Genomic DNA, 12,301 nt, shown 5'->3' with positions numbered 1-12,301 from the left:
GTCCCCGGGGTGCCCGGTCTCAGAACCGGGCGTTGCGGGGCGTGCGCTGGCAGACCGGGCAGCGGTAGGAGGAGCGGTTCATGAACTGCTCCCGCACGATCAGGGTGCTACGCCCCTCCTCCGCGCAGCGCGGGCAGGGCAGGGAGGCCCGGCCGTAGGCGGAGAGGGAGCGGGCGAAGTAGCCGGACTCGCCGTTGACGTTGACGTAGAGGGAGTCGAAGCTCGTCCCGCCGGCCGCCAGCGCGCGGTCCATGACCTCGCGGACGGCCGCGAGAAGGCGCAGCGTCTCGGGCCGCCGGAGCGTGTCGGTGGGCCGCGCCCAGTGCAGGCGCGCCTGCCACAGGGCCTCGTCCGCGTAGATGTTGCCGATCCCGGAGACCAGCGCCTGGTCCAGCAGCGCGCGCTTGAGCCCGGTCCGGCGCCGGCGCAGCCGGTCGTGGAGGCGCTCCGCGTCGAAGGCGGGGTCCAGCGGGTCCCGGGCGATGTGGGCGGCCCGGGCGGGCACCAGCGGGACGCCCGTGGCCGAACGGCCGCCCGGGGCGCCGTCGTCGGTGGGGACGAGCCGGTCGAGGAGCATGCCGCCGAAGATCCGCTGGTCCACGAAGCGCAGCTCCGCCGGGGTGCCGGGGCGCTCGGACAGGCCCAGCCGCACCTTGAGGTGCTTCTCGTCGGGCAGCCCGGCGTCCTTGACCAGCAGCTGCCCGCTCATCCCCAGGTGCACCAGCAGCGCCTCCTGCGGCGGGGCGCCGTCCGCCCCGGTCAGCGGCAGCCACAGGAACTTGCCGCGGCGCACCGCGTCGGCCACGACCGCGCCGTCGAGCTCGTGGCCGAAGGAGACGGGGCCGGGCTCGTGGCGGCGCACCGAGCGGGGGTCCAGGACCTGCACGGACTCGATCCGGCGGCCGACCACCCAGCGCTCCACCCCGCGGCGGACCACCTCGACCTCGGGCAGCTCAGGCACGGGGGCTCCGGGGCGCGCGCTCAGCCACCGCGGCGGGCCACCAGGGTCGCGTAGGCCTGCGCCGCGGCGGAGCGCTCGGCCTCCTTCTTGGTGGTGCCGGTGCCCGTGCCGTGGTCCTGACCGCCGACGAGCACGTGCGCCTCGTAGCGGCGGTCGTGGTCGGGGCCCGTGCCCTCCACGGCGTAGCGCACGGGGCCCAGGGCGCGGGCCGCCGCCAGCTCCTGGATCTCGGTCTTCCAGTCCCGGCCCTCGCTCATCATGAAGCCGTCCTCGAGCAGGGGCACCACGAGCCGCAGCACGAAGGCCCGGGCCGCGTCGAGGCCGGTGCTCACGTACACGGCGCCGATCAGCGCCTCCATGGTGTCGGCGAGGATCGAGGCCTTCTCGTGCCCGTTGGTGCGCACCTCGCCCTTGCCCAGCCGGATGTGGGGGCCCACGTCCAGGGACCGGGCGAGGTCGGCGAGCGTGCGGGTGCTGACCACGGCCGAGCGGATCTTCGCGAGGTTGCCCTCGGAGTCGTCGGGGTAGCGGTGGAAGATCTCGTCGGTGACCGCGAGACCCAGCACGGAGTCCCCGAGGAACTCGAGCCGCTCGTTGTGGCCCTGCCCCTCGTGCTCGTACGCGTAGGAGCGGTGGGTCAGGGCAAGACGAAGCGTCCCGGCGTCGATGTCGACGCCGAGACGCTCCAGCAGGTCCTGAGGTGTCGCGGTGGAGGTCACCGTGGTCAGGCGTCGGCCACCTTGCGGCCCTTGTACTCCAGGAACAGCGCGGTGCCGGCGGAGTCGGTCACGACCTTCGCCTGGTGCGGCAGGCTGTAGGTGACCTTGCCGTTCTCGACGGTCTTGACCAGCTTGGGCGCGGTCGCCTTCCACTGCGAACGGCGTGCACGGGTGTTGGCACGGGACATTTTCCGCTTCGGAACAGCCACGGCTATCTCTCTTCTCTCGGTTCGGTCGTCTGGGTCGAGGTGTCCTGCTCGAGCAGCCCCGACAGGGCGCTCCAGCGAGGATCGAGCACCTCGTGGTGGTGTCCCGGGTCGTCCTCCAGGCGCGCGCCGCACTGGGCGCACAACCCCTGGCAGTCCTCCCGGCACACCGGTTGGAACGGCAGCTGCGTGATCACTGCGTCCCGAAGCATGGGCTCGAGGTCGATGGTCTCGTCCTGAACTTCATACATCTGGTCGTCCTCGGAGTCCTCCCCGCCGTCGGCGGCGGGGTCGAAGACGTAGAGCTCCTGCACGTCGACGTCCAGATCGTAGTCGATCGGGTCGAGGCACCGGCTGCACTCGCCGTGGATGGCCACGGCGGCCGTGCCGGACACCAGGATCCCGTCGTGGACGGATTCCAGCCGGAGGTCCAGGTCGATGTCCGAGCCCTCCGGGGCGCCGATGAGTGCGTTGCCGAAGTTCTCCGGCGCGGGCACAACTTCTTCCAGGCGTCGCATCGTCCCCGGGCGGTGCTCGAGGTCCCGGACACCGATGGTGAGGGGCGAACTGTTCTCGCGACTGATGACTGACTCCTGGTGAAATTCTGACCGACAGACCATGTTAGCGTGCCGCCCCGCGCGTTCTCAAACGGGCCGGGTCCGGGCGCGCCGGGACGGGCCGCGCCCGCTCAGCCCTGCAGGGCCCGCAGCACGGGCGCCGGCACGAACCCGGAGACGTCGCCGCCGAGGCCCTGGACCTCCTTCACGAGGGTCGAGGACAGGTGCAGGAACCGGGGGTCGCCGGGCAGGAAGACCGTCTCCACCCCCGTGAGGTGGCGGTTCATCGTGGCCATCGGCACCTCGTACTCGAAGTCCTCGCCCGAGCGCAGCCCCTTGACCAGGGCCACCGCCCCCCGCTGCGCCGCGTACTCCGCGAGCAGGCCCGCGCCCATGGGCTCGACGACGACGCCGGCGACGTCCGCGAGGCTCTCCGCCACCAGGGCCAGCCGCCGGTCAGCGTCGAAGCGGTAGCGCTTGTGCGGGTTGGTGGAGACCGCGACGACGACCTCGTCGAAGAGCGCCGCGGCGCGCGCGACGACCTCCACGTGGCCGTTGTGCAGGGGGTCGAAGGAGCCGGGGCAGATCGCTCGGTGCATGGGTGCCATCCTAGGGGCGCTCCGTGCCGGGGCGGCGTACCGTGGTGGACGAGGGAGTCCTCCGGCCAGAGCGGAGCACCGACATGGGCATGCAGTGCCGCCGGGCGCGGACCGGGGAGCGGATCAGCGCCCTGGACGAGGCCAACCTCCGCGTGGAGCGGCGCGGGGTGCCCATGCACGTCGCGGCCCTGGCCCTCCTGGAGGCCGGTCCCCTCCTCGATGCCGGCGGGCGCGTCCGGCTGGCGGAGGTGCGGGAGCACGTCGAGCGGCGCACCCGGGACGTCTGGCCGCTTCGCCGGCTGCTCACCCGCCCCGGGGGCGGACGCCCCGTGTGGCTCGACGACCCGGTCTTCGACGTCTCCCGGCACGTGCGCAGCCGTCCGGTGCCGCCGCCCGGGGACGAGGAGAGCCTGCTCCGGGTGTGCGCCGGGATCGCCGCCGTCCCGCTGCCCCGGGACCGGCCCCTGTGGGAGCTGTGGCTGCTCCCCGGCCTCGCCGGCGGCCGGGTCGGCCTGCTGATCCGGTGGCACCATGTGCTCGCCGACGGTCTCGCGGCCCTGACCCTGCTCGCGCCCCTGTTCGATCCGGAGCCCGGCGGCGCCCCGCGCGCCCCGGACGCGCCGGATCGCCCGGGGACGGGCGGCCCGCCGCCCGTTTCTGCCACGGCCCGCGCTCCGGCCCGCACTCCGGCCCGCGCCGCTGCCCGCCTGCTCGGCGCCGCGGCCCAGGTCCGCGGCGCGCTCGCGGAGGGCCGCGCCCCGGCGCTGTCCCTCAACCGGCCCGTGGGCGCGCGGCGCCGGGCCGTGCTGGTGCGCGCCGACCTGGCGGCGGTCCGGGAGCTGGCCCACCGGCACGGCGGGACGGTCAACGACGTGGTGCTCACCGCCGTGGCGGGCGGCGCCCGGCGGCTGCTGGCCGCGCGCGGCGAGCTGGCCGGCGTGCCGGAGCTGAAGGTGTCGGTGGCCGCCTCCGTGCGCGCGGCGGGGGACCCCGCCGGCGGCAACCGGGCCGGTGTGCGCGTCGTGGCCGTGCCCGTCGACGAGCCCGACCCGGTGGCCGGGCTGCGGCGGATCGCGGCCACCACCTCCCGGCAGCGGACCCGTCCGCCGTACCGGCCGGGCGGCCGCCTGGCCCAGCGCTGGATGGTCCGGGTCATGGACCGGCAGCGGCTCGTCAACGTGCTGCTCAGCAACGTGCGCGGCCCCGCGGCGCCCCTGCTCTTCGCGGGGGCACCGGTGCTCGAGCTGTTCCAGCTCGGCGCCGTGCAGGGCAACCTGGCCCTCGCCGTGGGCGTCGTCTCCTACACGGGGACCCTGGGCATCGACGTGGTGGCCGACGCCGACGTGGTGCCGGACCTCCCGGTGTTCGTCGAGGGGCTGGCCGGGACCCTCGTGCGCCTCGGCGCCGGGCCGCCGCCCTGAGCCGCCGCGGGACCCTAGACTGGCGGCCATGGATGCCACCGACGCCGCCGTCCCGTCCACGCACACGTCCGGCCCCCCGTGGGAGCGGATGGCCCGCGGGGGCGGTCTGCTGACCGGCACCGGGGAGCTCACCGGGACCGTCTTCGAGGAGATGTCACGGCTGGCCGCGCGCACGGGCGCGATCAACCTGGGCCAGGGCTTCCCGGACGTCGACGGCCCGCGGGAGATGCTCGACGCCGCGGCGGCCGCACTGCACGGCGGCGGCAACCAGTACTCGCCGGTGGCGGGTCTGCCGCTGCTGCAGGAGGCCGTCGCCGCGCACCAGCACCGGTTCTACGGGATCGACCTGGACCCGGCCTCCGGGGTGGTCGTGACCGTGGGCGCGTCCGAGGGGCTGGCCGCGAGCCTGCTCGCGTTCCTGCGCCCCGGGGACGAGGTGGTCGTGTTCGAGCCGCACTACGACCTCTACGGCGCCGTGGTGGAGTTCGCCGGCGCGCGGCTGGTCACGGTCCCCCTCGAGCCGCCGCACTTCTCCCCCGACCTCGACCGCCTCGCCGCGGCCTTCGGGCCCCGCACCCGCATGGTGATCCTCAACGACCCGCACAACCCGACCGGGACGGTGTTCGACGACGCCGTCCTGGCCCGCGTGGCCGGACTCGCCGCCGAGCACGACTGCGTGGTGGTGACCGACGAGGTCTACGAGCACCTGCGCTACGCCGGCGGGCACCGGCCGCTCGCCGCGCTGCCGGGGGCCTTCGAACGGACCCTCACCGTGTCCTCCGTGGGCAAGTCCTTCTCGGTCACGGGCTGGCGGGTGGGCTGGGTCAGCGGGCCGGCGCACCTCGTGGGCCCGGTGCGCGCCACGAAGGCCTATCTCACGCACAGCGCCGCCACGCCGCTGCAGATCGGGGCGGCCACCGCCCTGGGCCTGCCGGACGGGTTCTACGACCGGCTCACGGAGGACTTCCGGCGGCGGCGCGACGTGCTCGTGCGGGGCCTGGCCGCGGCGGGCGCCGAGCCGTTCGAGCCGCAGGGCACGTTCTTCGTCGTGGCGGACGTCCGCGGCCTGTGCGAGCGGTACGGGGTCGAGGACGCCGCGCACCTGGCGCCGGTGCTGGCCGAGCGGGCCGGTGTGGTGGGCGTGCCCGTGCCGGCCCTCGCCTCCGCGGAGCACCGGGAGCGCTACGCGTCCTGGATGCGCTTCTCGTTCGGCAAGCGCCTGGACGTTTTGGAGCGGGCCGGGCGGCAGCTGGCCGGCTGAGCCGGTCCGCACGGCGGGGAGCTCGCCGCCCGCCCTCGTGCCGGCTCCCCGGCGGCGGGGAACCGGCGCGCGGGACGCCGCCCCGCGCGCCGCGGCTCAGACGGCGCTCGCCCGGCGGCCCAGGGCCCGGTAGGTGAAGCCGGCCGCGGTCCATCGGTCGGGGTCGAGCACGTTGCGGCCGTCGAGGATCTGCGGGACGGCCACCAGCGGGTCGAGCTGCTCCGGGGTCATCGCCTTGAACTCGGCCCACTCGGTCAGCAGCACCACGACCTCGGCCCCGGTGACGGCGGCCTCGAGGGAGTCCACGTAGTCCAGGCGCGGATAGCGCTTGGCGGCGTTGGCGTTGGCCTTGGGGTCGTAGACGGCCACCTCGGCGCCGATCGAGTGCAGCCGGGCGGCGATGTCCAGGGCCGGGGAGTCGCGCACGTCGTCGGAGTCCGGCTTGAAGGCCGCCCCGAGCACGGCGACCTGCCGGCCCACCACGGTCCCGCCCAGCATCTGGGTGACCGTCTCCACCGTGTGGCCGCGGCGGCGGACGTTGATGTCGTCGACCTCCGCGAGGAAGCGCACCGACTGCTCCACCCCGAGCTCCGCGGCCCTGGCGCGCAGGGCGCGGATGTCCTTCGGCAGGCAGCCGCCGCCGAAGCCCACGCCGGCGTTGAGGAACTTGCGCCCGATCCGCTCGTCGAGGCCGATCGCGTCGGCCAGGGTGCGGATGTCCCCGCCGACCGCCTCGGTGAGCTCGGACAGGGCGTTGATGAAGGAGATCTTGGTGGCCAGGAAGGCGTTGGCCGCGACCTTGACGAGCTCGGCGGTCTCGAAGTCGGTGACGATCAGCGGGACGCCGGCCTCCAGCTGCCGGGCGTAGACCCGGCGCATCACGGCCTCGGCGGCCGGGTCCTGACAGCCCAGCACCATCCGGTCCGGGGCCAGGGTGTCCTCCACGGCGTAGCCCTCGCGCAGGAACTCGGGGTTCCACACCAGGGACACGTCCACGCCCTCCCGCGCCGAGGCCTTCGCCAGGTCCGCCAGGCGGCGGGCGGAGCCCACGGGGACCGTGGACTTGCCGGCGATCACGCAGTCCTTCGTGGCGGCCGCGGCGATGGAGCCGACCGCGGCGTCGACGTAGCGCATGTCCGCCGCGAAGCTCCCGGCCCGCTGCGGGGTGCCGACCCCGACGAAGTGGACTTCGCCGAAGGCGCCGGCCTCCTCGTAGCTCGTGGTGAAGCGCAGCCGGCCGGTGCCCACGTGCTTGCGCAGCAGCTCGCCCAGGCCCGGCTCGTGGAAGGGCAGCTCGCCGCGGGACAGGGCGTCGACCTTCTCGGGGTCCACGTCCAGCCCCAGCACCTCGAAGCCCATCTCCGCCATCGACGCGGCGTGCGTGGCCCCCAGGTAGCCCGTTCCCAGAACCGTGATCCTCATGGACGTCCTCCGTTCCTCCCGGGCGCTGACCCGGGCTCGATGCTGCCTGTCGAATCTTGTCAAAGGGGGTGCGCCCAGCGGCGCAGGTGTCAGTCCGGCGCGCCGGGGGACGCGGGCGATGTGACGTCCGTCTCGGCGAACCACACGGTGGTCTCCCCGTGCCGCTTCTGCTCGAAGCGGCGCAGCCCGGCCGGCCAGCCGGGCTCCGGGGACCGGGTGGAGCGCTCGACCACGAGCACCCCGCCCTCCCGCAGCCGGCCCACCAGCGGGGCGAGGACCGCGGCGAGCTCCGCCTCCGGCAGGGGGTAGGGCGGGTCGGCCAGCACGAGGTCCCACGGCCCCTCGGCGGGATCCGCGAGGTAGCCGCCCACCGCCCCGTGCCGGACCGTGACGACGTCCTCGCGCCCGAGGGCCCGGTGGACCGTCGCGGCGTTGGCGCGGCAGACCCGCGCCGCGCCCGCGTGCCGCTCCACGAGGGTCACGGCGGCCGCGCCGCGGCTCGCGGCCTCGCAGCCGAGGGCCCCGGAGCCCGCGAAGAGGTCGAGGACCCTGGCGTCCCGGAGCATGCCCCACGCCTCGAGCCGCGCGAAGAGGGACTCCTTGACCCGGTCGGTGGTGGGCCGGGTGTCCCGGCCCGGCACGGACTGCAGGCGCAGCCCCCCGGCGGCCCCGGCGATGATCCTGCTCATGGGTGCTCCTCTCGGGTGCCCGGCGGCACGCGGCTCGGCGGCACGGGGGCTCAGCCCCGGTCCAGGAACGCCTCGGCGTCCGGGTCGAGGTAGCGCTCGATGGCCTCGGCCAGTTCGGGGTGCTCCAGCAGCTGGGGGTCCTCGCCCAGGATCGTCACGGCGTCCCGGCGGGCGCGCTCGATGAGCTCGGCGTCGTCGAGGGCCCGCAGCAGGCGCAGGGTGGAGCGGCCGCCGGACTGCGCGGCGCCGAGGATGTCGCCCTCGCGGCGCAGCTCGAGGTCCGCCCGGGCCAGCTCGAAGCCGTCCGTGGACCCGGCCACCACCTCGATCCGCTCCCGCGACGGGTGCTCGGCGGGGCGCCGGGTGACGAGCAGGCACGTCCCGGCGTGCCCGCCGCGCCCGATCCGGCCGCGCAGCTGGTGCAGCTGGGAGATGCCGAACCGGTCGGCGTCGACGATGATCATCAGCGTGGCGTTGGGCACGTCCACGCCGACCTCGACCACGGTGGTGCACACGAGCAGCTGCACGTCCCCGGCCGCGAACTCCTCCATGAGCCGGGACTTCCGGTCCGTGTCGAGCCGGCCGTGCAGCACCTCGGCGCGCACGCCGGCCAGGACGGGCTCGGCGGCCACGAGCTCGGCGAGCCAGGTGACGGACGCCATCGTCGCCTCGGACTCCTCGTCCTCGGAGGCCGCCGCGAGTGCGGACTCCGCGAGGGAGGCGTGGGGCGGGGGCTCGTCGTCGTCGCCGATCTTGGGCGCGACCACGTAGACCTGGCGGCCCGCGTCGATCTCCTCCCGGGCGCGCCGCCACAGGCGCCGCTCCCAGCCCGGGTGCTCCACGAGCCCCACGGTGTGGGTGGCGATCGGCTGCCGGCCGGCCGGGAGCTCGTCGAGGACGGAGACGTCCAGGTCGCCGAAGACGGTCATCGCCACGGTGCGCGGGATGGGGGTCGCGGTCATCACCAGCAGGTGCGGGGGCCGCCCGGCCTTGTCCCGCAGCCGGTCGCGCTGCTCGACGCCGAAGCGGTGCTGCTCGTCCACCACGACCAGTCCGAGGTCGGCGAACTGGACGACCTCGGAGAGCAGGGCGTGGGTGCCGATGACGATCCCGGCCTCCCCCGACGCAATCCGCAGCAGGGCCCGCTTGCGCGCCGCGGCGCCCATGGACCCCGTGAGCAGCACGACCTGCGTGCCGTCCGGGTCCCCGCCGAGCAGGCCGGCCTGCGCGAGCGGGCCCAGGGAGCGGACCACGGAGCCGTGGTGCTGGGCGGCGAGCACCTCGGTGGGGGCCAGCAGCGCGGCCTGCGCGCCGGAGTCCACGACCTGCAGCATCGCGCGCAGGGCCACGAGCGTCTTGCCCGAGCCGACGTCGCCCTGGAGCAGCCGGTTCATGGGGCGGGTGCCCGCGAGCTCCGCGGCGAGCTCCTCCCCAACGGTCCGCTGCCCGGCGGTGAGCTCGAAGGGCAGCCCGGCGTCGAACCGGGCGAGCACCCCCGCGGGGACGCCCGGGCGGGCGGTCGTGGGGTGGGCGGCGAGCTCGGCGCGGCGGCGAGCCAGGGCGCACTGGAGCAGGAACGCCTCCTGGTAGCGGAACCGGCGGCGCGCCTCCCCGTGCGCCCGGGTGTCCCTCGGGCGGTGGACCTGCCAGTACGCCTCCTCGAGCCCCATGAGCCCTTCCCGCTCCCGGATCCCGTCCGGCAGCGGGTCCGGGACGGCCCCGAAGTCCACGACGGGCAGCAGCGAGTGCACGGCGCGGGCGATCTTGTCCGTGGTCAGCTTGGCCGTGGCCGGGTAGATCGGGATGGGCCGGCCCGCCCGCTCCTCGGCGGTCTCCCCGGCCTCCGGGGCGTCCGGGTCGAGGATCGCGTAGTGCGGGTTCGTCATGGTCACGCCGCCGTTGTACAGCCCGACCTTCCCGGAGAACAGGGCGTGCGTTCCGGGGGGCAGGTCCCTGGCGGCGGTCCAGGCGTTGAAGAAGCTCAGCCGCATCGTCCGGCCGGGGCCCGGGTCGCCGTCCGCGAAGAGCCGCTGCGGGTCGGAGGAGACGCGGTCCGTGATCACCACGTCCGTGATGGACCCGCGCCGCGAGCGCATCTGGCGGGTGGAGGCGTGCACGACCTCGGCCACGATGGTGACCTGCTGGTCGATGCGCAGCTCCGAGAACGGGGTGAGCTCGCCCCGCGGCATGTACCGGCGGGGGAAGTGGTCGAGCAGCTGCCCGATCGTGGACACCGAGAGCTGCCGGGCCAGCTGATCGGCCGTGGTCCGCCCCAGCAGCCGGGCCAGCGGCTGGTCGAGCTCGGAGACCGGGTCGGGGAACGCCCCGCCGCCGTGGGTCGGAGTCATCTCAGGGGTGCCTCATCCGTCCGCCTCCGAGAGGGAGGTCACCGTGAGGTTCACGGCCTTGCCGCGGGCGCCGATCACGGTGAGGGCGTCCTCGGGCCGCGGCACGTGGACGTGCACGCGCCAGCGGTAGCCGTCCCCCGTCTCGGTCACCGCGCTCATGATCACGCTGGTGCCCACCTCGCTGAGCTCGTGGCGCAGCTCCGCGGCGTCCAGCGGGGTGAGCTCCACGGTGCACATCACCTCCACGCCGCCGTGCACGGTGTGCGGGGCGTCCCCGGCGCCGGCGGCCCGGGCCGCGGCGGCGTCGATCAGCGCGTCGAGGGCGTTCTCGTCGCCGGCGTCGTCGCCGCCCACGGTGCGGGCCAGGGCGTCGAAGACCACGAGCATGCCCAGGGCGCCGGCGTCGACCGTGCCGGTCTCGCGCAGGATCTCGAGCTGGTCCGGGGTGACGAGGACCGCGGCGCGGGCGGCGGTGCTGACGCCGGCCAGGAACTCCTTGAGCTGCTGGTTGGACCCGTCCTCCACGCCCTGCGGCACGGGCACGGCGGCGGCGGCCTCCAGGACGGAGAGCATGGTCCCGTCCACGGGGTCCGTCAGGACGCTCCAGGCGCGCACGTGGCCGGCGTGCAGGGCCAGCCGGACGGACTCGGCGCTCATCCTGGTGCTCCCCTCGAGGGAGCGGCCCACGGCCGTGAGGAAGACGGAGAACAGGGTGCCCGAGTTGCCGCGGGCCTCCTCGAGGGCGGCCTGGCCGGCGAGGGAGAGCAGCTCCCCGACGTCGCCGGTCTCGAGCACGGCGGCGGCCTCGGCGGCGGCGCGCACGGTGGTCGCGAGGTTGGTCCCGGTGTCGGCGTCCGCGACCGGGAAGACGTTGAGGGCGTTGAGGACGGGGCTGTGGCGCACGAGATCACGGTGGGCCAGGTCGAGCCACCGCCGCATGACGGCCGCGTTCGATCCGATCCTATGGTTCAAAGTGATCCCATCCTTCGCCGACCGGGTGCCCGAGGGCGAGGTGCGGCGCTCGTCCGTCGAGCAGCACCCGGGGGAGGGTGTCGTCGTGCGCGGGGGGCGCGGGCGCACACGAGCCTATCGCACGGAACATCCCCGGCAGCGGCACGCCCCGGGGGAAGACGGCGAGCAGCCCGTGGTCCTCGCCGCCGGTCAGCACCCAGTCGCGGGGGTCCGCGCCGAGCAGCCGGGCGGCCGGGCGCAGGGGCTCGGCGAGGCCGGCCACGGCCGCGCCGTCGAGGTCGACGACGACGCCGCTGGCGGCCGCGACCCGCCCGGCGTCGCGGAGCAGGCCGTCGGAGAGGTCGATCATCGCGGTGGCGCCGGCGCGGGCGGCCGCGGGGCCGGCGGTCACCGGGGCGCACGGCCGCAGCTGCGCCGCCGCGAGCCCGTCCAGGAGCGCGTCCCGGCCGGGCCGGTAGCGGCCGTCCTCGAGCAGCGCCACGCCCGCCGCCGCCCGCCCGGTGGTCCCGGCGAGCGCCACCGTGCCGCCCTCGCCCGCCCCGGAGCGGCGCACCGGGTCCCGGCCCTCGAGGTCGCCCGTCACCGTGGCGGTGACCGACAGCTCCCGGCCGGCGCCCAGGTCCCCGCCGACCACGGCGCAGCGGTCCGCGCCCATGGCCTCGAACCCGGCCAGGAGGCCGCGGGCGAAGTCCTCGGGCCAGGACACGGGCGTGCCCGGCGGCAGGGTGAGCGAGACGACGGCGGCCGACGGGACGGCGCCCATCGCGGCGACGTCGGCGAGGTTCTGCGCCGCGCACTTCACCCCGGTGTCGTAGCCCGTGGTGACCGCGCCGCCGGTCCAGGCGAGCCGGAAGTCCTGGTCCTGCACCTGGGTGTCCGTGGTGATCACGTACCGCCCGTCCGGGGCCGCGACCACGGCGCAGTCGTCGCCGGGGCCGAGCAGCACCAGGTCCGCTCCGGGGCGGGGGGCGGGGCGCAGGAGCAGCGGGAGCACCCGGGCCAGCAGCTCGGCCTCGGAGAGCTCCCCGACGGTGGGCCCCGGACCGGGCGGGGCGTCGGGCACGGGGGACGGCTCCGCTGGGGGTCGGGTCATGGCGCTCATCCTAACGACGGCCCCGGACGCGGGAACGGGCGCCCCCGAGGATT

General features: G+C 75.5%; 12 protein-coding genes. 2 read left to right on the top strand and 10 right to left on the bottom strand.

Translation table 11 applies throughout. From position 1 onward, the window contains the following. Window positions 1-19 precede the first annotated feature (19 nt). The 5 genes from mutM to coaD all read right to left on the bottom strand — a co-directional run bounded on the left by mutM (window position 20) and on the right by coaD (window position 3,042). Window positions 20-961: a bifunctional DNA-formamidopyrimidine glycosylase/DNA-(apurinic or apyrimidinic site) lyase gene (gene mutM / locus EQG70_RS07600; RefSeq protein WP_017833172.1), complete on the bottom strand. Its 942-nt coding sequence runs from the start codon at window positions 959-961 to the stop codon at window positions 20-22. Between the two features lie 20 nt (window positions 962-981). Continuing rightward, a complete protein-coding gene (gene rnc / locus EQG70_RS07595; protein ID WP_109268003.1) occupies window positions 982-1,680 on the bottom strand; it encodes a ribonuclease III in 699 nt (232 codons plus the stop codon). Window positions 1,681-1,685: 5 nt separating this feature from the next. Beyond that, a complete protein-coding gene (gene rpmF, locus EQG70_RS07590; protein ID WP_031282896.1) occupies window positions 1,686-1,889 on the bottom strand; it encodes a 50S ribosomal protein L32 in 204 nt (67 codons plus the stop codon). A gap of 2 nt (window positions 1,890-1,891) precedes the next feature. Further along, window positions 1,892-2,404: a YceD family protein gene (locus EQG70_RS07585; RefSeq protein WP_165440247.1), complete on the bottom strand. Its 513-nt coding sequence runs from the start codon at window positions 2,402-2,404 to the stop codon at window positions 1,892-1,894. A gap of 170 nt (window positions 2,405-2,574) precedes the next feature. Beyond that, the gene (coaD, locus tag EQG70_RS07580) at window positions 2,575-3,042 is read right to left on the bottom strand and encodes a pantetheine-phosphate adenylyltransferase (protein ID WP_031282901.1); all 468 of its coding nucleotides are present in this window, start codon (window positions 3,040-3,042) and stop codon (window positions 2,575-2,577) included. An 83-nt stretch (window positions 3,043-3,125) separates the two neighbouring features. Between coaD and EQG70_RS07575 the strand changes: the two genes are divergently transcribed. Both EQG70_RS07575 and EQG70_RS07570 read left to right on the top strand, forming a co-directional pair. After that, window positions 3,126-4,463: a wax ester/triacylglycerol synthase domain-containing protein gene (locus EQG70_RS07575; protein ID WP_109268004.1), complete on the top strand. Its 1,338-nt coding sequence runs from the start codon at window positions 3,126-3,128 to the stop codon at window positions 4,461-4,463. A gap of 28 nt (window positions 4,464-4,491) precedes the next feature. Further along, window positions 4,492-5,724 (top strand): aminotransferase class I/II-fold pyridoxal phosphate-dependent enzyme, encoded by a 1,233-nt coding sequence (locus EQG70_RS07570; protein ID WP_052133054.1) that lies wholly within the window; start codon window positions 4,492-4,494, stop codon window positions 5,722-5,724. 96 nt (window positions 5,725-5,820) lie between these two features. On the opposite strand, the gene EQG70_RS07565 is transcribed toward EQG70_RS07570, so the two are convergent. From EQG70_RS07565 to thiL, 5 genes are all read right to left on the bottom strand, one after another. Continuing rightward, window positions 5,821-7,146 (bottom strand): UDP-glucose dehydrogenase family protein, encoded by a 1,326-nt coding sequence (locus tag EQG70_RS07565; RefSeq protein ID WP_109268005.1) that lies wholly within the window; start codon window positions 7,144-7,146, stop codon window positions 5,821-5,823. Between the two features lie 89 nt (window positions 7,147-7,235). Beyond that, complete coding sequence (rsmD, locus tag EQG70_RS07560) at window positions 7,236-7,835, bottom strand: 16S rRNA (guanine(966)-N(2))-methyltransferase RsmD (protein ID WP_017833180.1); 600 nt, start codon at window positions 7,833-7,835, stop codon at window positions 7,236-7,238. A gap of 50 nt (window positions 7,836-7,885) precedes the next feature. Then, window positions 7,886-10,183, bottom strand: a complete 2,298-nt coding sequence (locus tag EQG70_RS07555) for an ATP-dependent DNA helicase RecG (RefSeq protein WP_109268006.1) — start codon at window positions 10,181-10,183, stop codon at window positions 7,886-7,888. Window positions 10,184-10,195: 12 nt separating this feature from the next. Next, window positions 10,196-11,155, bottom strand: coding sequence for a DAK2 domain-containing protein (locus EQG70_RS07550; RefSeq protein ID WP_306460801.1), 960 nt, complete (start codon window positions 11,153-11,155; stop codon window positions 10,196-10,198). Beyond that, window positions 11,145-12,248 (bottom strand): thiamine-phosphate kinase, encoded by a 1,104-nt coding sequence (gene thiL / locus EQG70_RS07545; protein WP_232035284.1) that lies wholly within the window; start codon window positions 12,246-12,248, stop codon window positions 11,145-11,147. Before thiL ends, EQG70_RS07550 begins: the two co-directional genes overlap by 11 nt. Between the last annotated feature and the right edge of the window lie 53 nt (window positions 12,249-12,301).

The sequence above is a fragment of the Kocuria rosea genome, assembly GCF_006094695.1.
GTDB classification, from domain to species: domain Bacteria; phylum Actinomycetota; class Actinomycetes; order Actinomycetales; family Micrococcaceae; genus Kocuria; species Kocuria rosea.
The sequence above is the reverse complement of the archived record's forward strand: the minus strand, read 5'-3'. Positions and strand labels throughout refer to the sequence as shown.